The sequence below is a fragment of the Lacticaseibacillus suihuaensis genome, from assembly GCF_054785075.1.
In genome coordinates, this window is record NZ_BAAGBJ010000002.1 from 195824 (window position 1) to 222734 (window position 26911).

28 protein-coding genes are annotated in these 26911 nt (G+C 60.4%); 20 read left to right on the plus strand and 8 right to left on the minus strand.

Annotation, left to right across the window (positions count from 1 at the left end):
• Positions 1–10: 10 nt before the first annotated feature.
• The 8 genes from ACYVRZ_RS03380 to ACYVRZ_RS03415 all read left to right on the plus strand — a co-directional run bounded on the left by ACYVRZ_RS03380 (position 11) and on the right by ACYVRZ_RS03415 (position 8635).
• Positions 11–685 carry a DUF1129 domain-containing protein gene (locus ACYVRZ_RS03380; protein WP_461224805.1) on the plus strand — a complete coding sequence of 225 codons (675 nt, stop codon included), beginning with the start codon at positions 11–13 and terminating at the stop codon, positions 683–685.
• Between the two features lie 840 nt (positions 686–1525).
• A complete protein-coding gene (gene guaB, locus ACYVRZ_RS03385; protein WP_461224807.1) occupies positions 1526–3013 on the plus strand; it encodes an IMP dehydrogenase in 1488 nt (495 codons plus the stop codon).
• 670 nt (positions 3014–3683) lie between these two features.
• A complete protein-coding gene (locus ACYVRZ_RS03390; protein WP_461224809.1) occupies positions 3684–4562 on the plus strand; it encodes a hypothetical protein in 879 nt (292 codons plus the stop codon).
• Complete coding sequence (locus tag ACYVRZ_RS03395) at positions 4559–5443, plus strand: hypothetical protein (protein ID WP_461224811.1); 885 nt, start codon at positions 4559–4561, stop codon at positions 5441–5443. The genes ACYVRZ_RS03390 and ACYVRZ_RS03395 overlap by 4 nt, the downstream gene beginning before the upstream one ends.
• A 629-nt stretch (positions 5444–6072) precedes the next feature.
• On the plus strand, positions 6073–6951 hold the full coding sequence (locus tag ACYVRZ_RS03400; protein WP_461224813.1) for a hypothetical protein: 879 nt from the start codon (positions 6073–6075) through the stop codon (positions 6949–6951).
• The gene (locus ACYVRZ_RS03405; RefSeq protein WP_461224815.1) at positions 6948–7838 is read left to right on the plus strand and encodes a helix-turn-helix domain-containing protein; all 891 of its coding nucleotides are present in this window, start codon (positions 6948–6950) and stop codon (positions 7836–7838) included. The genes ACYVRZ_RS03400 and ACYVRZ_RS03405 overlap by 4 nt, the downstream gene beginning before the upstream one ends.
• Positions 7839–8062: 224 nt before the next feature.
• Positions 8063–8371, plus strand: a complete 309-nt coding sequence (locus ACYVRZ_RS03410) for a DUF1643 domain-containing protein (protein WP_461224817.1) — start codon at positions 8063–8065, stop codon at positions 8369–8371.
• A gap of 102 nt (positions 8372–8473) precedes the next feature.
• Entirely contained in the window at positions 8474–8635 is a 162-nt protein-coding gene (locus ACYVRZ_RS03415) for a hypothetical protein (protein ID WP_461224819.1), read from the plus strand.
• 164 nt (positions 8636–8799) lie between these two features.
• Here the strand turns inward: ACYVRZ_RS03415 and ACYVRZ_RS03420 are convergent, their stop codons facing one another.
• Positions 8800–8949, minus strand: coding sequence for a hypothetical protein (locus ACYVRZ_RS03420; RefSeq protein WP_461224821.1), 150 nt, complete (start codon positions 8947–8949; stop codon positions 8800–8802).
• Between the two features lie 13 nt (positions 8950–8962).
• Here ACYVRZ_RS03420 and ACYVRZ_RS03425 point away from each other — a divergent pair, with 13 nt between their 5' ends.
• The 4 genes from ACYVRZ_RS03425 to ACYVRZ_RS03440 are packed head-to-tail and all read left to right on the plus strand — an operon-like array spanning position 8963 to position 14120.
• A complete protein-coding gene (locus ACYVRZ_RS03425) occupies positions 8963–10228 on the plus strand; it encodes a hypothetical protein (protein WP_461224823.1) in 1266 nt (421 codons plus the stop codon).
• Positions 10229–10237: 9 nt separating this feature from the next.
• Positions 10238–11299 carry a hypothetical protein gene (locus ACYVRZ_RS03430; protein WP_461224825.1) on the plus strand — a complete coding sequence of 354 codons (1062 nt, stop codon included), beginning with the start codon at positions 10238–10240 and terminating at the stop codon, positions 11297–11299.
• Between the two features lie 25 nt (positions 11300–11324).
• Positions 11325–12710: a hypothetical protein gene (locus ACYVRZ_RS03435; protein ID WP_461224827.1), complete on the plus strand. Its 1386-nt coding sequence runs from the start codon at positions 11325–11327 to the stop codon at positions 12708–12710.
• Positions 12711–12734: 24 nt separating this feature from the next.
• Entirely contained in the window at positions 12735–14120 is a 1386-nt protein-coding gene (locus ACYVRZ_RS03440; RefSeq protein ID WP_461224829.1) for a hypothetical protein, read from the plus strand.
• A 204-nt stretch (positions 14121–14324) separates the two neighbouring features.
• Here the strand turns inward: ACYVRZ_RS03440 and ACYVRZ_RS03445 are convergent, their stop codons facing one another.
• The 3 genes from ACYVRZ_RS03445 to ACYVRZ_RS03455 all read right to left on the minus strand — a co-directional run bounded on the left by ACYVRZ_RS03445 (position 14325) and on the right by ACYVRZ_RS03455 (position 15491).
• The gene (locus ACYVRZ_RS03445; protein WP_461224831.1) at positions 14325–14504 is read right to left on the minus strand and encodes a hypothetical protein; all 180 of its coding nucleotides are present in this window, start codon (positions 14502–14504) and stop codon (positions 14325–14327) included.
• Between the two features lie 346 nt (positions 14505–14850).
• Positions 14851–14997, minus strand: coding sequence for a hypothetical protein (locus ACYVRZ_RS03450; protein ID WP_461224832.1), 147 nt, complete (start codon positions 14995–14997; stop codon positions 14851–14853).
• A gap of 347 nt (positions 14998–15344) precedes the next feature.
• The gene (locus ACYVRZ_RS03455; RefSeq protein WP_461224834.1) at positions 15345–15491 is read right to left on the minus strand and encodes a hypothetical protein; all 147 of its coding nucleotides are present in this window, start codon (positions 15489–15491) and stop codon (positions 15345–15347) included.
• A gap of 375 nt (positions 15492–15866) precedes the next feature.
• Here ACYVRZ_RS03455 and croR point away from each other — a divergent pair, with 375 nt between their 5' ends.
• From croR to ACYVRZ_RS03480, 5 genes are all read left to right on the plus strand, one after another.
• On the plus strand, positions 15867–16553 hold the full coding sequence (gene croR, locus ACYVRZ_RS03460; RefSeq protein WP_225048406.1) for a response regulator transcription factor CroR: 687 nt from the start codon (positions 15867–15869) through the stop codon (positions 16551–16553).
• Positions 16553–17725, plus strand: a complete 1173-nt coding sequence (locus ACYVRZ_RS03465; protein WP_461224836.1) for a sensor histidine kinase — start codon at positions 16553–16555, stop codon at positions 17723–17725. The genes croR and ACYVRZ_RS03465 overlap by 1 nt, the downstream gene beginning before the upstream one ends.
• 712 nt (positions 17726–18437) lie before the next feature.
• Entirely contained in the window at positions 18438–19748 is a 1311-nt protein-coding gene (locus ACYVRZ_RS03470) for a serine hydrolase (RefSeq protein WP_461224838.1), read from the plus strand.
• A 169-nt stretch (positions 19749–19917) separates the two neighbouring features.
• Entirely contained in the window at positions 19918–20241 is a 324-nt protein-coding gene (locus ACYVRZ_RS03475) for a type II toxin-antitoxin system RelE/ParE family toxin (RefSeq protein WP_461224840.1), read from the plus strand.
• A 9-nt stretch (positions 20242–20250) separates the two neighbouring features.
• Positions 20251–20577: a helix-turn-helix transcriptional regulator gene (locus ACYVRZ_RS03480; protein WP_461224842.1), complete on the plus strand. Its 327-nt coding sequence runs from the start codon at positions 20251–20253 to the stop codon at positions 20575–20577.
• Between the two features lie 61 nt (positions 20578–20638).
• Here ACYVRZ_RS03480 and ACYVRZ_RS03485 read toward each other — a convergent pair whose 3' ends face one another.
• Positions 20639–20986, minus strand: a complete 348-nt coding sequence (locus ACYVRZ_RS03485; RefSeq protein WP_461224844.1) for a hypothetical protein — start codon at positions 20984–20986, stop codon at positions 20639–20641.
• 96 nt (positions 20987–21082) lie between these two features.
• Here ACYVRZ_RS03485 and greA point away from each other — a divergent pair, with 96 nt between their 5' ends.
• The 3 genes from greA to ACYVRZ_RS03500 all read left to right on the plus strand — a co-directional run bounded on the left by greA (position 21083) and on the right by ACYVRZ_RS03500 (position 23892).
• Positions 21083–21730 carry a transcription elongation factor GreA gene (greA, locus tag ACYVRZ_RS03490; protein ID WP_461224845.1) on the plus strand — a complete coding sequence of 216 codons (648 nt, stop codon included), beginning with the start codon at positions 21083–21085 and terminating at the stop codon, positions 21728–21730.
• A 36-nt stretch (positions 21731–21766) separates the two neighbouring features.
• Entirely contained in the window at positions 21767–23317 is a 1551-nt protein-coding gene (locus ACYVRZ_RS03495) for a UDP-N-acetylmuramoyl-L-alanyl-D-glutamate--2,6-diaminopimelate ligase (RefSeq protein WP_461224847.1), read from the plus strand.
• Between the two features lie 110 nt (positions 23318–23427).
• The gene (locus ACYVRZ_RS03500; RefSeq protein WP_461224849.1) at positions 23428–23892 is read left to right on the plus strand and encodes a GNAT family N-acetyltransferase; all 465 of its coding nucleotides are present in this window, start codon (positions 23428–23430) and stop codon (positions 23890–23892) included.
• Between the two features lie 120 nt (positions 23893–24012).
• Here ACYVRZ_RS03500 and ACYVRZ_RS03505 read toward each other — a convergent pair whose 3' ends face one another.
• The 3 genes from ACYVRZ_RS03505 to ACYVRZ_RS03515 all read right to left on the minus strand — a co-directional run bounded on the left by ACYVRZ_RS03505 (position 24013) and on the right by ACYVRZ_RS03515 (position 26616).
• Entirely contained in the window at positions 24013–24147 is a 135-nt protein-coding gene (locus tag ACYVRZ_RS03505) for a hypothetical protein (protein ID WP_461224851.1), read from the minus strand.
• Positions 24148–24291: 144 nt separating this feature from the next.
• The gene (locus ACYVRZ_RS03510) at positions 24292–25434 is read right to left on the minus strand and encodes a trans-sulfuration enzyme family protein (RefSeq protein WP_461224853.1); all 1143 of its coding nucleotides are present in this window, start codon (positions 25432–25434) and stop codon (positions 24292–24294) included.
• A 69-nt stretch (positions 25435–25503) separates the two neighbouring features.
• Positions 25504–26616, minus strand: coding sequence for a trans-sulfuration enzyme family protein (locus ACYVRZ_RS03515; protein WP_461224855.1), 1113 nt, complete (start codon positions 26614–26616; stop codon positions 25504–25506).
• Positions 26617–26911 lie beyond the last annotated feature (295 nt).

A 26911-nucleotide genomic window follows, 5' to 3' on the forward strand; every position in this document is an offset into this window, starting at 1 on the left:
GGGAACCATTTTGGCAGAAAAGGAACAACAACCGGTTGAGGAAACCGTGGACGTCGACGCGCTTTTGGGCCAGTTGACCAACAAGAATAACGATTACGTCTTCAAGCTGCGCCGCATCTTGACGGAGCACCAGTGGTCCGAGGAGAAGCAGCGTCGCACCCTAGCCAAGCTGCTGCCGGAGATGATCGAGGCCCAACGCGCCGGCAAGCCGGCCAACCAGCTGTTCGGCCCGGTGACGGAAAAGGCCGACAGCCTGATCCACGCCCCGAAGGCCTTACCCAAGGCCAACGTCTGGCTGAGCGGCCTGGACCTGAGCCTGCTGTTCGCCGCCATTTTCGGTGCGGTCTACGGCGTGATGGTGCTGTGGAAGCCGGACATGAAGGCCACCGGCAACGGCTTGCCGTCGCTTCTGGTCATGGGTACCGCGGCCGGCTTCATGTTCGCCTTTTACAACGACTGGAGCCGAAAGCCCAAGGAGGCCCGTGGCACGACTTGGAAAATGCTCGTGGCCGGCATCGCGCTGGTCATGGTCGCCTCGTTCCTGTCGTCGGCCTTCTCCTTGATCAAGTCGCCGCTCACCCAGCAGATGCCGTGGCCGGCCTACGCCGCCGTGGCGGTTTTGGGCTTTGGCGGCCACTGGTTCCTCAAGCGCAAGTACAACCTCCGAGGCTTCCTCGGTCAATAAGCATGGCAAAGGCCCGGCATTGTGCCGGGCCTTTGGTGTCTCGATGGGGCGACGCGCGTGGCTGGGGTTGCGGTCCGAACCGCAACCGCGGCCGGACGCGCCGAAGCCACCGCAGGGTAGAACGCTGTGGTGGCCTCGGTTATTCTGCTGGTTGGTTGCGTTCTTGTGCTGTCATCCCCCGAGCATCGCATTGCTGCGCGGCACGTTGGGACAAGCCCCCTGTCAGTTCGGTGCCGCAGCTACCTCGCAAGCGAGTAGGCACCGGACTGTGCGGCAGGAGGGTGGTGGTCCACACCCTGGTGGTCGGCCCCAATCGGAGGAGGCCGTTGCACGAAAACGTCGACGTTGTTGCCTGGTTCGGCATGGCATGGGTGGGGGTACTGGGAATGCTTATGTCCCGGACCTTCCCCCTAAGCAGTAGAGTTGCAAGCGCTGCGGCCGCAGCGTTTTCGCCTGCCCGTTGACAATCATCTGAAGCTAGTGTAAGCCCTATCATCTCGGCCGTCAACTTATCAGCTCACCGTTGGGTTCCGTTCGGGCTGCCGGCTGGTGGGGTGGCACGACGGCCGGCACAGCCTGCGGCAAGGAACGTCGGCATCACGAGTAGAATCCGAACCGAAGCGTAAAATTCCGGCCGCGATTTTGCGTTTTCACGAACAATGTTTTTTGAGCTCGCCGCTTTTGCCGCGATGGTTCGGGAATTTTGACCACATATGAGCGTTTTCTCATTTACAAACGCCGTCGCACCGGGCCTTGCCGGCTTTTTGGCGAAAGCGCGTTGACCTCTGGCCACGAACATGCTATTGTAAACGACAACAAAATTGAAAGAGGGCTATCTACTTGAGCAATTGGGAGACGAAGTTCGCACGTCGTGGGTTTACCTTTGATGATGTTCTGTTGATTCCTGCTGAAAGTCACGTTCTGCCACAGGAGGTCGACCTGGGCGTTCAGCTGGCCGACAACTTGAAGCTCAATATTCCGATTCTTTCCGCCGGGATGGACACCGTCACGACCGCCGACATGGCGATTGCGATGGCGCGTCAAGGCGGCCTCGGGGTCATTCACAAGAACATGAGCATCGCGGAGCAGGCCGACCAGGTCCTGACCGTGAAGCGTTCCGAGAACGGCGTCATCCTCAACCCGTTCTTCCTCACCGCCAACGACCCGGTCGAAGAAGCCCACAAGCTGATGCAGAAGTACCGCATCAGCGGGGTGCCAATCGTCGATTCCAAGGACTCCCGCAAGCTCACCGGCATCATCACCAACCGTGACCTGCGCTACGTCGCCGACCACAGCATCGCCATCGGCAGCGTGATGACACGGACTAACCTGATCACCGCGCCGACCGGCACCAGCCTCGAGGAAGCCGAGGCCATTTTGCAAAAGCACAAGATCGAGAAGCTGCCGCTGGTGGATGCCGACTTCCGCCTGTCCGGCCTGATCACGATCAAGGACATCGAAAAAGTGGTCGAGTTCCCGCAGGCCGCTAAGGACGCCCATGGTCGCCTGCTGGTCGCCGCCGCGGTCGGCGTGACCTCCGACACCTTCGAACGCGCCCAGGCGCTGCTGGATGCCGGTGCCGACGCGATCGTCATCGACACGGCTCACGGCCACTCCGCCGGCGTTTTGCGCAAAATCAAGGAGATTCGCGACCACTTCCCACACGCGACCCTGATCGCCGGCAACGTGGCCACCGCTGAAGGCGCCGCCGCCTTGTACGACGCCGGCGTCGACGTGGTCAAGGTCGGCATCGGCCCCGGCTCCATCTGCACCACCCGCATCGTCGCTGGCGTCGGCGTGCCGCAGCTGACCGCCGTGTACGACGCGGCCACCGAGGCCCGGCGCCGCGGCAAGGCGATTATCGCCGATGGCGGGATCAAGTACTCAGGCGACATCGTCAAGGCGCTGGCCGCCGGCGGCACCGCCGTCATGCTCGGCAGCATGCTGGCCGGCACCGACGAGGCCCCGGGCCAGTTCGAAATCTACCAAGGCCGCCGCTTCAAGACCTACCGCGGCATGGGCAGCCTCGGTGCGATGGAGCAGGCGCATGGCTCCTCCGACCGCTACTTCCAAAGCGGCGTGAACGAGGCCAAGAAGCTGGTTCCGGAAGGCATCGAAGGCCGCGTCGCCTACAAGGGCGCCTTGGCCGATGTCATCTACCAGCTGGACGGCGGCCTGCGTTCCGGCATGGGTTACGTCGGGGCCCCGACCATCCAGGCGCTGCAAGACAACGCCCAGTTCATCCAGATCTCCGGTGCCGGCCTGCGCGAAAGCCACCCGCACGATGTTCAGATCACCAAGGAAGCGCCGAACTACTCGGTGGAATAACCAGACAATAAGCAATGAAGGCGTCTCGCAGCGGTGCGAGGCGCTTTTTTGCGTGGCGAGCGATTGACAATAATGATGAGATAGGATTAACTGAAGGCAGCGCTGATTAATTAAAAAAACACCGTCCCCTCAGCCTTGGGGAGGCGAGGTGACGGTGCCAAAAACTAGCTTCAGTGACGCTTGGCGATAGGTGGTGGCGGCGCCGCCGGCGTGGCGCCTACCAGCCCTGGCCGGTGATGCCTAGCAGGTTGATGAGATAGTCAAGCATGGCTATCCCTCCTTGAAGTTGCGTCCATCCTTGGCTTTCGCTGCCTGGGGTGGCTGACCAGCATCGCGGTTGCGAGCCGGATGCCTGGTGTACTTGACGGGTCACGACGCCGTCTCGTACAGGTCGCCAGCGGTTGTCGCAAGGAACCACTGGATTGGCCGGTCCGGATGCGCGTGTTACACTGGGGCCGGCGGAGTGTGATAATCGATTGACCAATCTACACTGATAATTATATCCGCGCGAGATGGAATGGCAAATTCGTGAGTCAGGCGAAGAACCGGTGCCTTAATCCTCCAAAAAAGCAACGTATTATTCTCTGACGCGTCGCTGGAAACCCAAAATTCCCGTTGACGCGAAAATTAAGATTTCGTAAAGCCGCCCATCAATGCGAGGAGTAGACCGATGGAAACGTTTCAAACTGCATTCGGGAAGTACCTGAACGATTATCGCAAGGCGCGTCGCATTCCGCTTGGCACGCTAGCGCAGGGCAGAGGCACGACCCTATCGCGCTTCTTTAATCACGGCAACAATATCTCCCTGCAGATGATCACGGACACGATGCGGCGAATGGGGCTGTCATACGCGGATTTGGCCAGCGATTTTCCCCGGTTCGACGCGGCGTTCACCTCGGCCGTGAACACCTTGAATGCGAACCGTTACGCGGCGGACGAACGATTGATCAGGGAGATTGCGACGGGTTACCTGCAGGACACGGCGGCGGCCGATGGTCCGATTGCGGTGCTCAATCGGCAGGTGTTTCAGCACGTGCTGCAGGTGAGCGTCTCGCGGCGGCCGACGCCACTGCCCGAGGGAGTCCAGGCGACCATCGAACAGGTCCTGATGCGCAACGCCGATTGGCTGGTATACGATTATCTCCTTCTCCGCTTGGGGATGGTGTACCTAGACGATGCGCGGCTAGGCCGTTGCTACCAAATGCTGCGGGAGCGGATGGCGACGATGCGGCCAGGTTATCAGCACTACGCCAATGATGCGATGCTGCAATTTGGCATTGTGTGTCTCGCACGACGGACGCCCATGTTGGTGGCGACCTACCCAACCGATTTGGCTCAAATTCAGGTCAGCGGGTACAGCTTTCAGGACGCACTGGTGATTAACGCGATTCGGCGGCTTTTTCAGAACCCTCTGCGGCTAAAGACCGGCACCGGTGAGCTTGAAGCGGTGTTCGAGGTCACGGCAACGCTGCACCTGAAGCAGATTGAGGGCTACTTACGCCGCCTGCTGGCCGTTGCCAGCGGCGAGGCAGAGGGGGTGTTCGTATGACTGCGTTGGGCGATTTTTTCAAGGCGACGCGGGTGGCGCGTCACGTGGCGCTGACGTCAGTGTCTGGGGACCGTTCGCCGGCCACGGTGTCGCGGTGGGAGAACGGGCTGATTGACATCACCAGCGAGGTCATTGGCCACGCGCTGACGCCGCTGGGAATGGATTTTGAGGACCTCGCCATTCGCCACCTGGTTGCCGATATTGACGATTGTTCCTGGGCCGCGGTTGCGGCGGAGCGGTGGGATCGCACGGCTGTGGTCGCGTTGCGAGATAATTTTCAGGCGCAGCGCGACTTGGATAATGACACGCCGTATACTCGGTTCGTGATCGCCATGTTGAATGAGTTGCTTCGCATTCACGATGCGCAAAGCCGGCAGCTGAGTCCCGACATCGTGGCGCTTGTGACGGCTTATACTCAAGGGGTCACGTCGTACGGCAGCGCAGAAGGGGTACTGATTGAAGCTGCAATAGAATACGCGCCGGCCGCGGCCGCTTGTCTGTGGATGCAGCCGCTGTACGATGGCGTGATGACACGGCCGAACGCGGCTTCGCTGCGCATGAAGCGGCGCCTCCTCGCCTTTGGCGGCGTGGTGGGCAACGCGGCGTTGCTTGCCGAAGACCGCCCTGTATTGAAGCAAGTCCTTGGGATGATGGCCGATGTGTTAGGGACGATGCCCGACGACCCGATTGCCGCCTACAATTACAACATCCTGTTGCGTCTGGATGATTATTACCGGGACAAAAGTGCGGCGAATCGCCAGGCAGTCGCTGCGGTGATCAAAACCACTCAGCTTATTTATCCAACGGGGTACTTCGAATCCTTCGCCCAATATGCGATTGCGCAGGGCTGGGTGACTGCGGCAGACCTCGAAGACGCGTGACTTCGCGTTAGGTAGCCCTCGGGTGTGGCAAGCGCGGCAGACCGCAAAAGGCACCCGCACGTCACCGAAGGGGGACGTGCGGGTGCCTTAATTCAGACTCTAGTGACGGTTAACGGATGATGCGGCGCCGCATAAACGACGGTTACCAGCCCTGGCCGGTTAGACCCAGCTGGCTTGCGAGATAGTCATACATGGCTACCCCTCCTTGTAATCAAGTCCACCTTGGCTTTCGCTGCCTTGAGTGGGAGACCAGCATCACGTTTGCGAGCGGATGCCTGGTGTACTTGACGGGTCACGACGCCGTCTCGTGCAGGTCGCCAGCGGTTGTCGCAAGGAACCACTGGATTGGCCAGTCCGGATGCGCGTGTTACACCGGGGCTGACGTTCATGCAGATTGGTTAACTCAACCTACAAGAACCATTATATAGTCGGATATAGAAGGCATCAAATGCTGGAAATCTAGTATAAGATGACATTTCTCGTATCTGTAGGTCTTCTATCCGCATAACAGCGTTCTCGTTCTGTATCACGGCCTACTTAAAACCAGTCATGCATCACATTCTCATTTTTTATCAAATTCTAATCACAGCATAATCATATTGCAATTAAGTGTGTTGGGAGGCAAGGGCATGGGTGACTTTCAGAAGGCTTTCGGGCAGTACATCAGCGATTACCGCAAGGCACGGCACATCAGGATTGCCGACCTGGCACCGGGACGAGAGACGACGCTGTCGCGGTTCCTCAAGCACGGCAACAAGGTCTCCGTTCAGCTGATTACCGAGGCAATGCGGCGGATGGGACTTCAGTACACTGACTTGGCGAACGATTTTCCGCGCTTCAATGCGCCGTTCACATCGGCGGCAGACGCGCTGATGGCGGTGCGGTATGCGGCCGACTCGACAGAGGTGGCCGCCATTGTCGAACAATACCTAGCGGCTACTGAATCGGCTACTGGACCGATTGCGGCCCTCAATCGTCAGGTGTTCGACTACATCAAGTCAGTGAGCGAGGCACGGCGGATGAGCTTGCTGTCTGAGCCCATTCAGGTGGCAATTGAGCAGACGCTGCTGGCAAACTCGGACTGGCTGATGTACGACTACCTGCTTTTGCGGCTTGTAATGGGTTACTTAGACGACGATAGGTTGGCGCGATGCTATCGACTCTTTCACCAACGAAGCCTGGACACGGCGCCTGGCTACCGCCATTACGCCAACGATGTGATGTTGCAGTTCGGTATTGTTTTGATTGTGAGAGGGTCAGTGGCCCAGTTTCCAGATTACTGCCGCGAATTTCAAACGCTGTGGGTGCAGGGTTACAACTTCCAAGACTCCTTGGTGTTCAATGCAGTTCGGCAACTCCTGCAAGGACAGCTTGATGGAACTGAAGACGCTGCGCCATTGGCGGATGTGTTCGCGGCGACCACGACCCTGCAGTTGCCTCAGGTCGAGGGGTACCTGCGACGCCTGCTGGCCGCCGCCAACGGCGAGGTGAAGGGGGTGTTCCTGTGACGACGATGGGGGATTTTTTCAAGCAAATTCGCGAGGCCCGGCACGTGCCGCTGACGGCGGTGGCGGGGGTTCGCTCACCGGCGTCGGTGTCGCGGTGGGAGAATAACCAGATCGAGGTGACCAGCGACATTATCGGCGATGCGCTGACGCCTCTGGGGGTGGACTTTGGCGACCTCACCATTCGGCACTTTGTCGCGGATGTCCACGATCATGCCTGGGCGGCGATCGCCCCGGAAACCTGGGACCGCGCCGCCGTCAGCGGGTTGCGCGAGTCGTTTGCGGCCCAGCGCGAGTCGGGCAACGACACACCCTACACGCGGTTCGTGGTCGCGGTGCTGGATGAGCTGATTCGCCTCCACGACGAGCAGCGCCAGCAACTCAGCCCCCGCATCACGAAGCTGATCAGCGACTACACGGCGGGGCTCACCTCGTACGGCAGCGCCGAGGGCGTCTTAATTGAGGCGGCCATTGAGTTCACGCCGGCCGCCGTCAGCGTCACCTGGATGAAGCCACTCTACGACAGCGTGATGGACAGGCCGGGCGAGGCCACGCTGCGCGTGAAGCAGCGGCTGCTGGCATTCGGCGGTACGGTGGCCAATTCCGCAGCGCTTTCCGCCGAGTTTGACATCATGAAGCAGACGCTTGACATGATGGCGACGGTGCTTGCGACCATGCCCGACAACCCGATTGGCGCCTACAATTACCACGTGATGGCGCGGTTGTACGATTACGTGCAGGATAAGACGCCGGCGAACAAGGCCGCACTGGCCGCGGTGATTAACACGACCAAAGTCATCTACCCGACCGGTTACTTCGCGTCCTTCTCGCAATACGCCATCGCCCAGGACTGGCTCACCGCCGCCGACTTCGCCGCGGCGTCGCTGTAAGCATTGACAGCGCCTGGTTTGTATTGTTAAATAACAGTATCAGTGTCTGAATATTTCGAAAAAAGATCGGCCGATCGCTTCGAGATGTTTCACTTATCAAGAAACCTGCAGATATGCAACGTGATGAGTGATCCTCGTATTACCGCCCCCTTGGGAGCGGTGCGGCCGGTCTTTTTATGCGCCGTGGGGCAGCCACCGAACAAAAATCTTTGGAGGTATCATTCATGGCTGTTTACCACTATCCAGAAGGCTTTAAGGCCCACACAATCCCGGCGAACGTGACCACAGAGCGTTATGCCCTGGTCATCGACACGCCCAATCCACTGCAGCCGCTGACGCTGTTTGTGCTGATGATGAACCCCAGCGTGGCCGACGCGACGTACAGCGACATGACGGTGAACACGCTGCTGACCAACCTCGGCGACCGCTACAAGCAGGTGATCATCGTCAACACGACGCCGGTGGTCGAGACCAAGAGCGAGAACCTCAAGGCCCATGCCAGCCAGATTGCGCAGCGGCTGCTGGCCAACTAAAAGAGCATCGCCAAGCAGATTCGTGAGGCGGGACATTTTCACTTCCTGGTTGCGACGGGCAACATTCAAGACGGCGTCAACTCCAAGGCCTACGTGGACCTGATGAATTACATCAAGACCAACACCTTGGGGGATGCCTGGTACACCGTCGGCCTGACCCAGCAGGGCTACGCCGGCCACCCGACCCGCCGGCCGAAGGAAGAGGTCCAAAACCTCAAGCACATTGTGCAGGCCGATGAGCAGTGGCACTTCCGCCTGGGCTAAGCGGCGGAAGGAGAAGCCATCATGCCAACAAAATTACCAACGTCCTACACACCACACGGGTAGCAGACGCGGTGTCCGAATCCGCGGTGTAAGCGTTACGTGAAGGCCACCGCCACGGTTTGTCCCAGCTGTGGTACTCGGCTGAAAGCGCCGCGCAAGGCGAGCTACCGCCAGCCGGCGCCGACCGGCAACTGGTTCACGAACCTGTCGCTGACGGCCAAAATCGCCGTGGTGGTCGGGGTGTTGATCGTGTTGCGGATCGTTTTACGATAGACAAGCGGAAGGCGTCGGTTCAGGCCGGCGCCTTCCGTCATTCAGGAGGGAACCATGGCACCAAACGAGGAATGGGTCAAGCGCTTCACCGCGCAAAACGGGCGTGAGCCGACCGTGGCCGAGTACCAGGCGGCCAAGGCGACGGGTTTTGATCTGACGGGGTTGGACACCGCCGCCGGCGAGGCGAACCAGGCGGCCGAGCAGCCGGCGAACCAGGCGGCCGAGCAATCAGCCGCCCAAGCGCCTGAGCAGCCGACCGCCCCGGTGACCCCGGCGGCCGGCCGGGCGGAGGCGGCAACGTCGCGGCGCCGACCGCCGCGCAAGTGGTGGCAGCGGCCCTGGCTGGTGCTGATCATCGCGCTGGTCGGGGTGACGGTGATCGGCCTCGGCCTCGCCTTGGCGGCCGCTGCCATGGACGGCAGCCCCGAACTGCCGGTGCCGGCCAAGAAGGCCAAGGTGGCCAAGCCCAAGTCGGCCGCCAAGGCGAGCGGCAAGCAGGCGAAGCCGACCGCGCTACCCACAACCGAAGAGAAAATCGCGCTGATTTTGCTAACGCACGGCGCCAGCGACTATTCACCCACGGGCCAGGCCATCGCGGTCGGTGACGACATGGAGGAGGCGACCCGCACCGACATCGGCGTTTCGGACGCCCCGGCCGATTCGCAGGTGTACGTCCTGTCGCAGACGCTTGACGATGAGGGTGGGCAGGCGTTCGTCATGCTCTACGGCAACACGGGTTACCTGAACAAGTCGGAGGATCCGGTGACGTTCGCCTCAATGAAAAAGTACGGCCTGCGCGTCGACCTGACCAAGGCCTGGCAGAAACTGTGGCAGGACCAAACGCTGAAGAAGCTGACCGGCCTGATCAAGCTGGTGGCCTCGGACACCACGGCCAGCGACGACGATAGCGACGCGGATGAAGCTGCCAGCGATGACGACAGTGAAACGGACGACACCGGTGAAAAAGGCGGCGATGGCATCAGCACCGATCCGGCTACCGCCTGGCAGCAGATGGATGGGACGTTCAAGGAGGACGCCTCGACGGTTACCGGACAGGCGCAGATCACGAGCTTTTTTGAGCAGGACGGCAAGCCGATGTGGGAGGCGCATTTTCCCAACGACGGGGCCCCGCTGCACGAGCTGGATCTGAGCACGTTGACCTTCTATTTTAAACTTGAAGGGGCCAATGTTTTCGGCGCAACGGTGCGGGACATGGGGAGTGGCAAGACCGCGCCGGTCTATTTCTACCTGTACAGCAAGGATACTTACGTGCTCGAATCAAAAGACCTAAATTACTACGGCAAATTCAATCGGGAGTGAGGACGCACAATGACACCAAATGAGGAATGGGTGAAGCGATTCGGTGAGCTGACCGGGCGCAACCCGACCATTGCGGAGTACCAGGCCGGCAAGGCGAGCGGGTTCGACCTGAGCAAGCTGCCGGAGATTGCCCCGGCTGCGGCCGTGACCGCAGTAGACCAAACCGCTGAAGCCGACCAAACGGCCCCGACCACGAGCGAGAATACGACTGCGGCCGCGGCGACCGCCACGCCGCCGCGGTCCGATGGCAACGGCGGCAGGCACCGCCGCCACTGGTCGCGGCGAACGGTGATCGTCGGCAGCATCGTCAGCTTCGTGGTGATTCTGGGCGTCGCCATGGGTCTGGTCTGGCTGCACCTCAACGGCCAAAAGCAGGCCGCGGCCGCAAGCTCCAGCAAGCTCGTGGTCGCCAGCATTCGAGCCAGCAACAAGGCTGCGAGCAGCAGCAAGGCGGCGGCCAGCAGCAAGGCGGCGGCGAGCAGTAAGGCAGCGGCCAGCAGTAAGGCGGCAGCCAGCAGTAAGGCAGTCGCGAGCAGCAAGGCGGCAGCCAGTAGTAAGGCAGCCGCGAGCAGTAAGGCAGCGGCCAGCAGCAAGGCCGCAGCCGCGGCCAAGCCGACGACCGCGCCGACCACGCTTCAGCAGCTGGCCTTGGTGCTGCTGACGCCCGGGGCCGATGCCTACTCACCGAGCGGTCGATCGCTCGTTGACGACTGGCAGACCGAGGAAGTGTATTACGCGGATAACTTTGTTGGTGTCGTTCCGGAGGGTGTTTTTACTTACCGCTTCTCGGAGACCACGTCCAGAGCCGACGACGCTCCGGCCATCGTGATGATCAATGGCAACACGGCCTATCTGTACGCGACTGAGGAGACTCACACCTATCGCTGGCTGGTGGCCAATAGCATGCGCATTGACCTGAACGCGCAGTGGCAACGTCTGTGGCAGAGCCACGACCTCAGGGCGCTGACCTCACTCATGACGATGCACAACGACGAGGGCGTTGGCGATCCCGGCATGAGCGAAGAATACCTGAACAGTGAGGCGAACGACTCAGTCGACGATGATGAGTAACAACGGTTTTTAGATGGAGGAAAAAATGGCACCGAACGAAAAATGGGTGAAGCGATTCGAGGCGACGATGGGACGTGAGCCCAGCGTGGCGGAGTATCAACAAGGCAAGGCCACGGACTTTGACCTGGACTTGCTGGCCGAATGGGCCGCGCTGCAGGGCAACGTGGCGACCGCGGCCAAGCCCGAGACCGAGACCAAGACGGCGGCCAAGACGGCGACCGGCGCCAAGCCCGAGCCCGAGACCGAAACGCCTGGTGATGCGGTCAATCAGGCGCTGCCTGAGCAGTCGAATCAGGCCATCGCTGATGCAACGTCGGCCACCGCTGACGCCGCGGTCGGCGAGGATTCCGCAGCCGCGACTGGCGCCGCTAATACCGCCGATGCTGGTAGCACCGCCAATGCCACCACTGCTTTCGCAGCTGCAGCGCAGGACGCCCCAGTTGCGGTCAGCCGCTCAGCCAAGCAGCACCGCGGGTTGCCGCGACCGGCGCTGATCGGTATCGGCGTGGCGGCGGTGGTGGTGATTTTGGGCGTGGCGCTGGGGCTTTTCTGGCACCACAACCAGGTGGCCAGCTCGGCGGCTCGCGCGTCCAGCCTCAGCGCCGCTCGGGTCAGCAGCCGGGCTAAGGCTAAGGCCCAGGCCGCATCCAAGGCCAAGGCCCAGGCGGCGGCCAGTGCCAGCCGGGCCGCCGCGGCCAAGCCACCGCGAGCCGCGACGGTCGCGGAGAAGCTGGCGCTGGTTTTGCTGGCGCCGGGAGCGGAGAAACAGGCGATGAGCGGCCAGCAGTTGCTGGAATCCGGAGACAAGGTGACGGCCACCCCAAGCACCGGCCTGGGTCCTGACGTGCCAGCCGGCAGCCACGCCTACGACCTGAGCCTCAGCTTTGAGGGCAAGACGCCGACCATCACCATTGTGGGCGATCACGCTTACATGGTGGCGTCTCAGGTTGCGGTGCCGTATGCCTACATGAAGCAAAAAGGAGTTCACGTTGACCTGGCCGCCGCGTGGCAAAAGCAGTTCAAGAGCAAGGACCTGGCCAAGCTGGTGAAGCAGCTCACGGTCAAGGCCGCCGACACGGCGACCGCTGAAAGTTCCTCTTCAGCATCCGCCTCATCCGCCGATGACAGCGCGGTCGATGTCCACAACCTGACGCAGGCGCAGCTGCTCCACTGGGTCAAGCTGGCCCTAGTTGCACGTGGAGTCGACGAGTCGGCGGTCAACGACTCCAACCAGATCGGGTTGGAACCCGGTTTCACCGATGGTTTTGCCACCGTGGCCGTCTACGAGTGGAACGAGATTCACACGGTTCAGCAGTTGCAGTACGTCTATCGCGTGAATGCGAGTGGTGAGCTCGAGTATGCCGGCGTGGATAATCAGTTCAAGCCGACCGGGGTTGACTACAGCGAGTGACGCCGGCAATTGACGGAGGAAAATATGAATCACATACTGAAAAGGTATTTCGAGACGGGAATATTAATCGCTTGTATCTTTCTATGTGGCTGTACCGCTAAAAGTACCTTGTCTACTTCTGAGTCATTTGAAGGAAAGGGAATACAAGCTGATGGACAATGGGCGGATGCCAAGTTGACCTTTAGCTTCAAACGCGATGGAACATATGTGATGAGGCAGTTTAGCAACGGAACAAGTTTCAGCTTTGAGGAGGGTACCTACACTGGTGGAAAAGGAAAATATCGGCTTAACCCTAATAGAGGTTTTAAAGCAAAGTTCTTTGACAAACAGAATTTCGAGAACGGCACACCGTACCAAGTAGGACGGGTTCAGAAGATTAATAAAGCCGATGCTAGGGATTATTTACCGGTGAGTGTTGAATCTGGCAAGGTTATGTTAGGATCAATCAAATTACATCCGGCATCTACCAAACTCTTGAACATGAAGTCTGAACGAGAAAAACTTTTGAAGAATTATAAGGGTACTTATGCAAAGCTGAAAAAAGGTATTTATGAGCTCAACAGAAGTGGAAGAACTTGGCAAATTGCTTTCAATAATATTGGCTTTGTTATTTCGATGAATTCTAAACAAAACAACGGTGAATATGCACTCGCAAATGGTGCTTATGAGTACAACGCGCGAAACAACAGAATGAAATTAACTTTTGGGGCGAAATCGAATTTATATCAAGGGACCGACTTGGTAACTGGCTACAGTTTAAGATATAGCAAGTATGAGGAATATCCCATTGAAGAAAAATCATTCGAAGTGAGAACTAATTTTAAACACGAAGGAAAACTCACACCAATATCGAATAATAAGGATACCATCAATTCTTTTCATTATGTGAAGTCAAGTGAAATGAAGAGAAAGGGGCTCTTATACCGTGATCCTCACGATCTAGATGATGAAGCGAGGGACATAGCTGATGCCGATGAAACCACAGATGATTTAGAAGCTAATGAATCAAGTAGTCAGCCACGGGATAGTATGACTGAACATGATTGGCCCCACTCAAAAGAAGATTATAGTAATCTCAATGACAGTCAAAAAATAGATAAATTCACAAGGATAGTTTGGAGTGACTTTCAGCAACGAATTTTTAATAAACGGAAAGTTGATTATCCTCGGTATGGTTATACTAATAAAATTAAAACTACGCTCCAAAATGGTTTTAAAATCTGGCAATTATATAAAGATCACTTGACAGATGATACTACTTTTGCTGACGGAACCTCTGAGTTGTATGGTTATGATCCTGATACTGGCGATCTTTATCGGGTTACTCAAGAGGATTCCAACACCTATAGTTTTGAACAATTTGATTCTATGAACGTAACGTTGCCAGACATTGATACAAGTGAGCAATAGAAGTAAATCAACGGAGAGTTCTATTACTATGGCGCCGCTTTACTGTACTGAATCGGTCATGCTATACTAAAGCCAGCAAAAAACGGCACCCCTGCCAGGGTGCCGCCTTGCAGACTACCGCGCTAAGAGCGGTGGCCCAAGTTCAGAAGCTAAGAAGCCGCCGAAACTTCGGTCAAAAAGTTATGTGGGCGGCTTTTAGCTTGCTCATTTTTTGATGATTGCCCTCAGCGCCTGAATCGCAACGACCAGGCGGCCGATGGCTTCGATCGATTGCTCGACCTCCGCCATCAGCCGGTTCAGGCTGGCGACCTGTTTGCGTAACGCATAGGTCGCAAGCGTCGAACCACCGAGGAACACCACGATCTCCGTCATAGACGGGATCACGAGTTTGCCAAGTCCTCCTTTCTATCAGAATCCGACATCCAATCCGCCTCGGCGTCATGGGCATCACCCTCTTTCAAAAGTGGGGACCACCGCTCATATCACTTTGTCTGCCTGGGCATTGTACCAAGAGCTGGCGCGTTTTGCCTAGGTGAGGGGCATGAGAAGTTGGTGTGACGCGGCTTTACCGCCGCGAATCGGTCATGCTATACTAAAGCCAGCAAAAAACGGCACCCCTGCCAGGGTGCCGCCTTGCAGACTACCGCGTTAAGAGCGGTGGCCCAAGTTATCGGAAGCTAGAAAGCCGCGTTTAACCTGTGCAAAGTTATCTGCGCGGCTTTTAGCTTGCTCATTTTCGGAATTCTCCGAGTGCCTTTCTCAGCGCGGTGGCCGCAATGACCACTTGGGTCAGGCGGTTGAGAACGCGTGTCACCACGACGCACAACAGCTCGACCTCTGCGAGAAAAGCCACAATCTGGGCAATGACCCAAATCACGAGTTTGCAAAGTCCTCCTTTCTACCAGAATCCGATAACCAACACGCCTCAGCGTCATTGGCATCACCCTCTTTCGGAAGTGGGGACCACCGCTCATATCACTTTGTCTGCGGATGCATTGTACCAAGGACCGGCGCGTTTTGCCTAGGTGAGGGGCATGAGAAGTTGGTGTGACGCGGCTTTACCGCCGCGAATCGGCCATGTTATACTGAAGCCAGCAAAAAACGGCACCCCTGCCAGGGTGCCGCCTTGCAGACTACCGCGTTAAGAGCGGTGGCCCAAGTTCAGAAGCTAAGAAGCCGCCACTAGCACTCGGGAAAAGTTACTGTGGGCGGCTTTTAGCTTGCTCATTTTCGGAATTCTCCGAGTGCTTTTCTCAGCGCGGTGGCCGCGATGACCACCGTGGTCAGGCGGTTGAGAACGCGTGTCACCACGACGCACAACAGCTCGACCTCTGCGAGAAAAGCCACAATCTGGGCAATGACCCAAATCACGAGTTTGCAAAGTCCTCCTTTCTACCAGAATCCGACCACCAATCCGCCTCAGCGTCATGGGCATCACCCTCTTTCGAAAATGGGGACCACCGCTCATATCACTCTGTCTGCCGGTGAATTGTACCAAGGACTGGGACGTTTTGCCTAGGTGAGGGGCATGAGAAGTTGGTGTGACCTTGAGCGAAGGTGGCGCGAACCGCTGTGAAGCAGCGGCCTCGCGCTTTTTTGGCTTGCTTTGGGGGGCGACCGCGCGTTGCAAACCTGACCGCCCACTGATTAAGTTTTTCCAGTCGTTGCGCCGGCCGGCAAGCGCTGGGCGGTGAGGTTTGGTACAATGTATGCGACGTGATTACCCGTGAAAAGGGAGCGAATGGTATGAAAATCCTGATTGTCGACGACGACAAAGAAATCGTGGAACTACTCAGCATTTACGTGAAAAACGAAGGCTACGAACCAATTCTGGCTTACAGCGGCAAGGAGGCGATCACCCGCCTGGCGACCAACCCCGACATCGCGCTGATGATTCTCGACATCATGATGCCCAACATGTCGGGCATCGACGTGGTGCGGCAGGTTCGCAAGGACTCGCAGATCCCGATCATCATCGTGTCGGCCAAGACCGGCGACATGGACAAGATTCAGGGGCTGATCACCGGCGCGGATGATTACGTGACCAAGCCGTTCAACCCGCTGGAGGTGATGGCTCGGGTCAAAAGCCTGCTGCGCCGCAGCCAAAACAACGTGACCAACCCCGAGCCCGACGAGCTGGAGGTCGGGCCGCTGACCATCAAGAAGGATAGCCACGAGGTCACCACGCTGACCGGCAAGCAGATTCAGCTGACGGCGCTTGAGTTCGGCATTTTGTACCTGCTGGCCTCACACCCCAACCGCGTTTTTTCCGCCGACGAGATCTTCGAGCGGGTTTGGCAGCAAGAGTCGATCGTCTCCGCCAAAACGGTGATGGTCCACGTCTCGCACCTGCGCGACAAAATTGAGGAGGCGACCGGCGGCGAGAAGGTGATCGAAACCGTCTGGGGCGTCGGCTACAAGGTCGAAGCGTAATGGGTGAAAAGGTACACTTGACCGGCAAGGAGAAATCCGAGCTGTGGTTCGAGGGCCTGGTCACCCTGGTGCTTTTGCTGATGCTGAACTTCGCGATTTTCGTGCTGCTCAAGCAGATGATCGCGGCCAATCAGAACCTGCAAGACTCCATCTGGAGCGTCAAGCAGGTGCTGACCTTCGGCGCCAACCGGGCTCACCTGTGGAGCTGGCGCAACGTCTTCGGCATCGCCATGGCACTGCTCGACCTCGCCGTCATCTACTGGCGCCTGATTCGCCGCTACCGGCAGATGCAGATGCGCCACGTCATCCGCGAGCTGCACTACATCGCCGACGGCCACCTGGACCACCGCGTTCGCCTGGCCGTCAACACCGACCTGCAAAAGGTGATCAACAGCATCAACGCGCTGGTCGACTCGACCGTCAACTCGATGGCCGAGGAACGCAAAATTGAGCAGAGCAAAGACGAGCTGATCACCAACGTCTCCCACGACATCCGAACGCCTTTGACCTCGATCATCGGCTACCTCGGGTTGATCGAGGACAACCAGTACCGCAGTCAAGACGAACTGTTGAAATACACCCACACCGCTTACCTCAAGGCCAAGCAGATGAAGGTGTTGGTCGAGGACCTTTTTGAATACACCAAGGTTCGCCAGACCACCACACCTTTGAATACCGTCCAGTTCGACATGCTGGCGATGCTCGAGCAGCTGGCCGCGAGCTTCGAGATGGAGTCCTCCAAAAAAGGCATGGCCATCGTCGTCAAGGGCGATCCCGACCCCTTGATGATGGAGGCCGACACCGAAAAGCTCGGCCGCGTGTTCAACAACCTGATCGTCAACGCCTTGAAGTACGGCAAGGGCGGCAAGCACATTTTCCTCGACGCCCAAAAAGTCGGCTCCGAGGTGGTGATCAAGGTCTCCAACGACGGCCAACCGATCCCCAACGACGCCTTGAACCAGCTTTTCGACCGCTTCTACCGTGTCGAGGAGTCGCGGTCGCAGGAAACCGGCGGCACCGGCCTCGGCCTGGCCATCGCCCAGAGCATCATCGCCCTGCACGGCGGCTACATCTACGCCGACTCCACCGCGGCTTTGACCAGCTTCGTCATCCACCTGCCACTGAAGGTGGGGGAGACGCTGAAAAGAGAGGGTGGCAAGCCGCGGGGTTAGCCGGTCGGATAGCGTGAGAGCGGCCGCGGCCACGCGGCCCGGCTTCCGCTTCGGGCCAGGGTGTACGCTGTGCGGCCGGCTTCCGCCCGTTGGGCTCCAGCCTAAAATCCAAGCCGCGTGAATCCGATTCCGGTCATGGCAGCGGGGATGCGCGTCTTGGATTTTACCGGTATCAGTTGTGCGTAAGTCTCGCCAAACCCGCGAGTCTTACGGACAACTGATACTTTCACCGCCTACACCCTGCCCCTGCGCTACAACCGAGCCGCGTGGCCGCTACATTGTGGGAAACGATTCACCCTTGATAAGTCTCGTAGATCCTGGGGATTCTATCCCCTGATAATGACGCAGATTGAGCCAGATTGCGTTGTCATAAGCTGCTTGGCCTGTGGCGGCGAACGGGCTTGCACTCGATGGGAATGGGATGACGACGTTCTATCGAGCAACCGGAGGGTCGCGGGGAGGCCGGGCCGCGAAAGGATTAGGCGACGAGAGACTGCGGGTTGTGCAGGCTCTCGCCACCTAATCCCGGCAAAATCAAAGACCCCAAAGGAGCCGCAGGCGACGGGGGCTTTGATTTTAGGTCGGAGCCGTGCGGAGACCGGCCGCGCAGCTCGGCCTCCCCGCGGCCCGGAGGCTGCGGCCGCCAGCCCCACGACTCGCCGGCCCCACCGAATTGTTCAGCACTTACCGAATTAGCTTAGGAGATTATGACATGAAGAAATTTTGGCGCGGCCTCATTGTAATGGTCGCAACCCTCAGCGTTTGGGCCGGCGTGGCGCCGGTCGCCGGCGTTCAGGCCGCAACCGCGGCCAGCACCGTCAGCATCGATGCCTCAGCGGCGCTGGCCGTCGAGGCGAAGACCGGCAAGATCCTTTTCGCCAAGAACGCCGACAAGCAGCTGCCCATCGCGTCGATGACGAAGATGCTGTCCTTGTACCTGGTGCTTGACGCAATCAAGTCCGGCAAGCTCAGCTGGAGCGACAAGGTGGCGCCGGACCAGGCGATTTACAAAATCTCCCAGGACACGGCGCTGTCCAACGTGCCGTTGCGCGTCGACGGGACGTACTCGGTCAAGGAGCTTTACCAGGCCAGCTTCGTCTACTCGGCCAACGCCGCGATGATGCTTTTGGGCAACGCGGTGGCCGGCAGTCAAAGCAAGTTCGTCGACCTGATGTCCGCCCAGCTGGAAAAATGGGGCATCAAAGACGCCCACATCGTCAACGCCACCGGGCTGCCGAACAGCTCGCTGACCGTCGACCGCTACCCCGGCAGCAGCGCAGACGACGAGAACACCATGACCGCCAAGGACGTCGCCGTGGTCGCCCGGCACCTGCTGGCTGATTTTCCCGAAGTGCTCGACACCACGACGATTAAAACCGCGACCTTCCGCGCCGGCACCAGCGACGCGACCAAGATGGACAATTACGACTGGATGCTGCCGGGCCTGGTCGCGGCGCAAAAGGACCTGCCCGTCGACGGCCTCAAAACCGGCACGACGGACAAGGCCGGCGACTGCTTCACCGGCACCGTTGAAAAGAACGGGATGCGCATCATCACCGTCGTTCTCCACGCCAACGGCACCGCCAAGACCCGCCGCTTCGACCAGACGGCCAAGCTGATGCGTGCCACCCTGAGCAGCTGGAAGCTGATGAAGGTCACCACCGCCGGTCAGCCGCTGGCCGGCCACGCCGCGGTCAAGGTCGACAAGGGCAAAACCGCGACGGTGCCGCTGGCGGCGACCAAAACCGTCAGCATCTGGGTCCCGACCGGTACCACGACCAAGGACCTCGCCTACAACTACAAGGTCAAGAAGCTGGTGAAGGCCAACACCATTGAGGCCCCGGTCAACAACGGTACCACGGTCGCGACGGCCAACATCGCGGCCAAGGGCGACGACCTAGGCTACCTGAGCGGCCAAACCGGCGTCAAGGTCACCGTCCAAACCGCCAAGGCGGCGGAGAAGGCCAACTTCTTCGTCCTGCTGTTCCGCGGCATCGGCGAGTTCTTCTCCAACCTGTTCTAACGGACCACGCGAAGCGGCCGGTCCTTCCCAGAAAGCGGGAGGGCCGGCCGCTTTTTGGGTTGGTAGTGGGTGATGCAGCCGCTTTTCGGTAATCTCATTATAGCGAGGTTCGACCTTTGCCGTTTACTAGACGGGAATATTCCTCTGTGGTAAGATGAGGTGATCAAAAATGGAAATCAGGTTTGTGAGTAGAAAGCTCGGTCGGCAGCTGCGTGAGCAGCGGCAACGCGTTCGTGCTTTTGGCTGGGTAAGGGCCAATCGCTTGGCAGAACGGTTGGATGAGTTAGCGGCCGCCGCGACTTTGCGAGAGATTTCGCGCTTTCCGCCGGCACGACTTCATGGCTTGCTCGGAGATCGGGCAGGACTTTGGGCGGTAGATGTGACTGCGAATTGGCGGCTCATTTTCGCCGGTGCCAATGATTATGGCAGCCGAACAACTGACGATGCCGAGACGACGAAGGTCCTGATTGTTGGAATCGAGGATTACCATTAGGAGGGTCTCATGCAGGATTATGATTTTAACAAGGGGGTCGCTGCACCCATTGTCGCCAGCACCTCAGCCGCCGATGCGCTAAGGGCGTTGATGGCGTTTCATCACCTGACCCAGACGGATTTTGCCCAGCACATCGCCATCTCACAAAAGCAGCTGTCCTTCATCCTCAATCGCAAGGCCTTCATGTCGGCGCCCGTGGCTCGGCAGATTGAAGCGGCAACCGGGTTGAGCGCCCAGTGGTTGCTGAAGCTGGACTTCAACTATCTTTACGCCCAGCACAAAAACGCGCCGCTCGAGGCCGCCGTTCAGCCCTACGACTGGGCGAAGCGGGAGTAGCGGTCGCTGGCGGATGCGGTCCGCGTGTAAGGGCGGCCGTGGTTGCGCTGCGGTCGCCGTTCTACACGCCGTACTGCGCCCGAACCTGGGCTAGCGCGGTGGCCGCGCTGTCCAAGGCCGCCCGGGCGGCCGCGGCCTCGCGCTGGGCCGCCTCAAGCGCCGCGTGATCCGCGGCGGTCGCGTTCGGGTGAGCGGTGGTCGGGCCGGTGGCGCCGTCGCCCTGGCTCTCGCGGTCGCCCCGGCGCTTACAATGGTCCCGGTTCCCGGGGTCGCTGGATTCGGCCGCCTCAATTGCCTGGCGCATCGCCCAGGCGGCGAAGACGTTCAAAGAGACGCCGTGCAGCGCCAGGTAGCGGTCGACTTGGGCCTGGGTCTCCGGATCGAGGTGAATGGTCACAACGTTGTTCATTAGGACGCCTCCTTACATTAACTTAATTATACAAGCTCGGGGCCGCACTCGTCAGGTGCGGCCCCGGTGCGTTATAGTGAAGGCGGGGGTGGCACAATGGAATTCTACGACATCACGGCAGAAGGATTGGCGAAGCTTCACGCGGAGGTCGCGGCCCTGCAACAGCAGCGGCCGCACCGCATCGCGGTTTTGCAGGCGGCCCGGGCCCTGGGTGACCTGTCCGAAAACGCGGATTACAGCGCGGCCAAGCGCGACCTACGCCACCTGGAAAGCCGGCTGCGCTACCTGGACAAGCTGATTCGCTACGCCCAGGTCGTCGCAACGCCGGCCGGGGATGCGGTCGCAATCGGTAAGGTGGTGACCGTCGCCTTCGTGGAAGCGGACCAAGGCCGCGGTGCCGGCGCGACCACCGGCGGGGATGTGACGACCACCGCGGCAGACGACGCGAACGCGACCACCGCCGCTTCGGCCAAGGCCGCCGCCGGTGCCGATGCGGCTTCCACTGCCGCCGCCGAAGCCGCCGCTCGCGTCGCCGCGGTGCTGGCAGTGACGGCCCCCGAGGACCTTGCGACCTACCGGCTGGTCGGGCGGCATGAGGCCAGCATGGCACCTGAAAACCTCGCCAGCGACTCGCCTTTGGGCCAGGCGCTGCTGCACCACCGCGTCGGCGACCGCGTGACGGTGGCCGCGCCGGCCGGGGTCTACCCGGTGGTCATCACGCGGGTGGCCGATTCCATGTTATAATAGAGCAACTAGACTGGATCGAAACGAGGAAAGACAATGTCATTATCGTTGAACGCATGCATTTTGCTACTCAAGGAGCACCACCTGCTGAAAAGCAGCGCGGTTCAAAACTCAATCGGCGTTGAGATGACGGGGATCAGCCTCGACTCGCGCAAGGTCTCCGGCCCCACACTGTTTTTCTGCAAGGGGGCGCATTTCCGGCCGATCTACCTGTCGATGGCGCGAGACAACGGGGCGACGACCTACGTGGCCGAGAAGCCTTACGTCGAGGGCAACGGCATGAACGCGCTGATCGTCGTCAACGTCGAGAAGGCGATGGCGATTCTGGCGGCGGCGTTCTTTGATTTTCCCCAAGACGATCTGTTCGTGATCGCCTTCACCGGCACCAAGGGCAAGACCACCGGCGCCTACTTCACCCGCGGCATCCTCGAGCAGGCGCATCCCAAGCGCGTCGCCCTGTCGTCGACCATCGAGCGGGTGCTGGGCCCCAGCCCGGACCAGCGGCAAAAATCGCACCTGACGACGCCCGAGTCCATCGACTTGTTCCGCGACATGCGCGAGGCGGTCGACAACGGCATGACCCACATGGTGATGGAGGTCTCAAGCCAGGCCTACCTGAAGAGCCGGGTGTTCGGGCTGACCTACGACGTCGGCGTGTTCTTGAACATCACGCCGGATCACATCGGCCCCAACGAGCACCCGGACTTTGCCAACTACCTGCACAACAAGCTGCAGCTGCTGGTCAACTCCCGCAAGGTGGTGCTGAACGCGGAGACCGAGCACTTCGACGCGGTCTACGCGGCGGCGACCACCACCACCAACCCAGACAGCATCTACCTTTACGCCAGCGCCGAGTTCAAGCCGGCCGACCCGAAGCTTGACATCGATTTTCGCTTCGAGAACCTGGAGGCCGACACCTCCGAAAGCCGCTTCAAGTTGGTGCCGGTGACCGACAAGGCGGCCGCCCTGAACCTCGGCAACACTTACGGGCTGCGGCTGATCGGTGACTTTAACGAAAGCAATGCGACGGCCGCCGCCATCGCCGCCGGCCTGGCCGGCGTCGACGCGACTAACGCGGTGCCGGGCGTCGCCAACGTGATGATCCCGGGCCGCATGGAGTTCCGCCAGGTCGCTGGCCACGGGACAGTCTTCATCGATTTTGCCCACAACTACGGTAGCCTCGCCGCCTTGTTCCACTTCATCAACAAGGAGTACCCGAAGGCCCCGATTAACCTAGTGCTCGGGGCTCCCGGCGACAAGGGCGTCTCGCGTCGCGCCGACTTCGCGCAGGTGATCAACGAAAGCGTGGCGACGGTGTATCTGACCACCGATGATCCCGGCTTCGAGGATCCGGCCGCCATCGTCGATCAGATCGACGCCGGCATCGACCACGACCGCGTGACGGTTCACAAGGTGCTCGATCGCCGCACCGCAATCGAAGAAGCGCTGGCCGCCAATCCGGACGGCGCCGTGCTGGTGGTCGGCGGCAAAGGGGCCGATACCTACCAGAAGGTTCGCGGCGTCGACACGCCTTGGCCTTCCGACGTCGTGGTGGTCGACCAAAGCATCGCGGCGCTCACGGACTGAGGCAACAACTGGATTCGGGCCGGGTGCCGGGTTGACGCCGCACTTGGCCAGGCGGTCGACCGCACCGCACCGGGCTTTTGCAGCCCGGCCGGCCCAAAGGAGGAACCGTGATGCCCAATGTCACACTGATGCCGATGACTGAGCCGGCGTATGCGGCCTGGCTCGCCCAGGCCGTGCCGGAGTATGCCCAAGACAAAATCGTGGCCGGCACCTGGCCTGCGGCGGTCGCCTTGGCCAACGCGCAGCGCGACTTCGCCAGCCTACTGCCGCAGGGGCTGGCCACGCCCGACGCCTTGCTGTGGACCATCGCGGTTGACGGCGCTGGCGTCGGCAGCCTGTGGGTCAGCTGGGACCAAGACCAGCGGCGCTTTTTCATCTACGACATCAAGCTGGATGCGGCCAGCCAGGACCAAGGCATCGGTACGGCGGCGCTGCGGCTTTTGGACGAGGCGGCCGCGGCTCGCGGCGTTCGGCACATCGGCCTGCACGTGTTCGGCCGCAACCACCGGGCCCGGCACGTCTACGAGAAGGCCGGCTTTGCCGTCACCGATCTGGAGATGGAAAAACGGGTGTGACGGCGGCAATGTTCGCTGGGTAGACATGGTTCGAAACTTTAGATACTACACGAACGCGCCACCCCAACCACAAACATGCGGTTGGGGTGGCGCGTTCGTTTTTGCTTGGTTTTCATCGACTCAGCGGCCGAATAGGCGCCTGCTGAAGGCGTAGTTGAGGCCGATCACGACGACCTGGTCGACCAGCTTGACCCCAAGCGGTGCGACAGCGAGTAGGTTCAGGCCGACGAAGAGAATCGCGGTGTCGACGGCCAACGACGCGCCGCACAAGGCGGGGTGACGGCGGCGAAGCCTTCACCTCGGGTTGCTTGGCCAGGGCGGCTAACCAGTCCCGGGGCGAGCGGGACGGCCCGGGCTACCGCAGTTCACCAGTCCCTGGGCCCAGCGGGGCGGTCCGGCCTACTTCAGCTTCGCCAGCCCCTGGGCGAGGTCGGCCTGCAGGTCGCGGGGGTCCTCCAGGCCGACGGAGAAGCGCAGCAGCCCCGGGGTGATGCCGCAGGCTAGCTGCTCTTCGGGGCTCATCTCGGCGTGGCTCATTTTCGGCGGGTAAGAGAGAATCGACTCGGCGCCGCCGAGGCTGACGGAGAACTCGGGGATGGTCAGGCTCTCGGCCAAGATCCGGGCGTTTGACTCGCTGCCGACGTCGAAGCTCAACACCGCGCCGCCGTTGACCGCCTGCTTGGCCTGAATCGCGTGGCCGGGATCGGCGTCAAGCCCCGGGTAGCAGACCCGCGTGACCTGCGGCTGGGCCTGCAGCCAGGTTGCAAGCGCAAGCGCCGCCTTGCTTGAGGCCGCCATGCGAACGCCCAGCGTCTTGATGCCGCGCAGCAAGAGGAAGGTGTCGGTCACGCCCAGCGTCGCACCGAACGCGTTTTGGATGAAGTAGATGCGGTCGGCCAAGGCGTCGTCGTTGGTGATCGCGGCGCCGGCCAGAATGTCGGAGTGGCCGGACAGGAACTTCGTGGCGGAATGCACCACGATGTCGGCGCCAAGCGCCAGCGGTTTTTGCAACACCGGCGACATGAAGGTGTTGTCGGCGATGGTCAACAGCTTGTGGCGCTTGGCCAGCTCGGCGACGGCGTGGATGTCGGTGACCGCCAGGACCGGGTTGGACGGCGTCTCGATGTAAATCGCGCGGGTGTTGGGCTGAATCGCGGCCTCGACGGCGGCCAGGTCGGTCGGGTCGACGAAGGTGTGGGTGATGCCGAAGCGGTTGAGCACCTCCGTCAGGATGCGGAAGGTGCCGCCGTAGACGAACTTGGAGACCAGCAGGTGGTCGCCTTGGCTAAAAATCTCCAGAACGCTAGAAATCGCGGCCATGCCGGTGCTGAAAAGAAAGCCGTGGCGGCCGCCTTCCAGCGTCGCGACGGCGGCCTCGCCGACCTGGCGCGTCGGGTTGCCGGAGCGTGAGTAGTCGAACTCGCCGAAGTGGTCGAAGTCTGCCTGATAAAAGGTGGAGCTGAGGTGAATCGGCGTGTTAACCGCGCCGCTAGCGGGGTCCTTGACCGTGGTGGCCTTGATAATGGTGGTCCAATCGTGCATGATGTGCCTCCTGTGTGAAAAATGCGTGGGTGGTTGCGGAGAATCGGTGGCGCCGCGGCGCCGCGGTTCTCAGGCCTTGGCGCCTTCGATCGCCTGGGTCAAGTCGGCCAGCAGGTCGTCTTGGTCCTCCAGGCCGACCGAAACGCGGATCAGCTGCGGGGTGATGCCCAGCGCCAGCCGCTGCTTTTCCGGCATGTCGTGGTGGGTCTGAACCGCCGGCACCGTGACCAGCGTCTCGACGGAGCCCAGGCTCTCAGCGAACGAACAGACGCGCAGGCCGCGCAGGAAGGCGTCGACCGAGTAGCCGGCGGCCAGGTAAAAGCTGATCATGCCGCCGACCCCGGCGTAAAGCAGCTTGGCCACGCCGGGCAGCGCGGTGAGCTTGGCCGCCAGGTACTGGGCGTTTTCGGTGTGGGCATGCATCCGCACCGCCAGCGTCTTGAGCGATCGCAGCAAAAGCCACGCGTCGAACGGCGCCAGCGTCTGGCCGGTGGTGGTCAGCTGCGCGGCCAGCTGCGTTGCCAGCGCCGCGTTTTGGACCACGACGGCGCCGGCCAGCAGGTCGTTGTGGCCGCCGAGGTACTTGGTGGCCGAATGCACCACGATGTCGGCGCCGAGCGTCAGCGGCCGCTGGTAGATCGGGGTCAAAAAGGTGTTATCGACGGCGATCAAAACGTCGGGTCGTGCCGCGTGAACGGCCGTCGCGACGGCCTGGATGTCGATGATTTTCATCGTCGGGTTGGACGGCGACTCCAGCCAGATCAGCTTGGTGGTCGGCGTCAAAAGCGCGACCAAGTCGGCGACGTTTTGGCCGTTCCAGGTCCGGTAGGGGATGTTGTAGCGGTCGCGGCGCGTGTCGAAGTAGCGGAAGGTGCCGCCGTACAGGTCGTCGCTTGCGATGATCGAGTCGCCGGTCTTGGTGAAGGTGCTGAACACCAGGTCGATCGCCGCCATGCCGGAGCTGACGGCAAAGGCCTGGCTGCCGCCTTCGATCGCGGCCAGCTGGTCTTCAAGCAGGGCCCGGGTCGGCGTGGTCACCCGCGAGTAATCGTAGCCGGTCGACTCGCCCAAGCCGGGGTGGCGAAAGGCGGTGGAGAAGTACAGCGGCGGCACGATGGCGCCGGTGTTGGCGTCGTCGGTGCGGTTGGAACCCTGAATCAGTTGCGTGTCGAGTTTGGTCATGGTGTTGCCTCCAATTGTGATGTGATGTGATGGTTGAGATGAAAGAAGTGGCGGCGAGGCGGCGGGTTGCGCCGGCGGGGCACCGCGGGAGCGGCTAGCTACGCCGCGTCACTCGCGGCCAAGTTCAGGCCGCAAGCGCCACGGCTAGGCTAATCGTCCCGCTAACTGCGCCGCACTGCGCCCTGGGTCGTCGGGCTCCGCCGGGCACCGCGGGAGCGGCTAGCTACGCCGCGTCACTCGCGGCCAAGTTCAGGCCGCAAGCGCCACGGCTAGGCTATCCGTCCCGCTAAAAACG

Bases quoted from the DNA above. Each gene is read 5' to 3' on its own strand.
- ACYVRZ_RS03420 (WP_461224821.1), bottom strand. From the start codon at position 8,949: ATGACGGAAGGCGCCGGCCTGAACCGACGCCTTCCGCTTGTCTATCGT.
- ACYVRZ_RS03475 (WP_461224840.1), top strand. From the start codon at position 19,918: ATGGAAATCAGGTTTGTGAGTAGAAAGCTCGGTCGGCAGCTGCGTGAG.
- ACYVRZ_RS03440 (WP_461224829.1), top strand. From the start codon at position 12,735: ATGAATCACATACTGAAAAGGTATTTCGAGACGGGAATATTAATCGCT.
- ACYVRZ_RS03435 (WP_461224827.1), top strand. From the start codon at position 11,325: ATGGCACCGAACGAAAAATGGGTGAAGCGATTCGAGGCGACGATGGGA.
- ACYVRZ_RS03415 (WP_461224819.1), top strand. From the start codon at position 8,474: ATGAATTACATCAAGACCAACACCTTGGGGGATGCCTGGTACACCGTC.
- ACYVRZ_RS03390 (WP_461224809.1), top strand. From the start codon at position 3,684: ATGGAAACGTTTCAAACTGCATTCGGGAAGTACCTGAACGATTATCGC.
- ACYVRZ_RS03495 (WP_461224847.1), top strand. From the start codon at position 21,767: ATGTCATTATCGTTGAACGCATGCATTTTGCTACTCAAGGAGCACCAC.
- ACYVRZ_RS03470 (WP_461224838.1), top strand. From the start codon at position 18,438: ATGAAGAAATTTTGGCGCGGCCTCATTGTAATGGTCGCAACCCTCAGC.
- ACYVRZ_RS03510 (WP_461224853.1), bottom strand. From the start codon at position 25,434: ATGCACGATTGGACCACCATTATCAAGGCCACCACGGTCAAGGACCCC.
- ACYVRZ_RS03515 (WP_461224855.1), bottom strand. From the start codon at position 26,616: ATGACCAAACTCGACACGCAACTGATTCAGGGTTCCAACCGCACCGAC.
- ACYVRZ_RS03500 (WP_461224849.1), top strand. From the start codon at position 23,428: ATGCCCAATGTCACACTGATGCCGATGACTGAGCCGGCGTATGCGGCC.
- greA (WP_461224845.1), top strand. From the start codon at position 21,083: ATGGAATTCTACGACATCACGGCAGAAGGATTGGCGAAGCTTCACGCG.
- ACYVRZ_RS03395 (WP_461224811.1), top strand. From the start codon at position 4,559: ATGACTGCGTTGGGCGATTTTTTCAAGGCGACGCGGGTGGCGCGTCAC.
- ACYVRZ_RS03410 (WP_461224817.1), top strand. From the start codon at position 8,063: ATGGCTGTTTACCACTATCCAGAAGGCTTTAAGGCCCACACAATCCCG.
- ACYVRZ_RS03465 (WP_461224836.1), top strand. From the start codon at position 16,553: ATGGGTGAAAAGGTACACTTGACCGGCAAGGAGAAATCCGAGCTGTGG.
- ACYVRZ_RS03430 (WP_461224825.1), top strand. From the start codon at position 10,238: ATGACACCAAATGAGGAATGGGTGAAGCGATTCGGTGAGCTGACCGGG.
- croR (WP_225048406.1), top strand. From the start codon at position 15,867: ATGAAAATCCTGATTGTCGACGACGACAAAGAAATCGTGGAACTACTC.
- ACYVRZ_RS03480 (WP_461224842.1), top strand. From the start codon at position 20,251: ATGCAGGATTATGATTTTAACAAGGGGGTCGCTGCACCCATTGTCGCC.
- ACYVRZ_RS03485 (WP_461224844.1), bottom strand. From the start codon at position 20,986: ATGAACAACGTTGTGACCATTCACCTCGATCCGGAGACCCAGGCCCAA.
- ACYVRZ_RS03425 (WP_461224823.1), top strand. From the start codon at position 8,963: ATGGCACCAAACGAGGAATGGGTCAAGCGCTTCACCGCGCAAAACGGG.
- ACYVRZ_RS03400 (WP_461224813.1), top strand. From the start codon at position 6,073: ATGGGTGACTTTCAGAAGGCTTTCGGGCAGTACATCAGCGATTACCGC.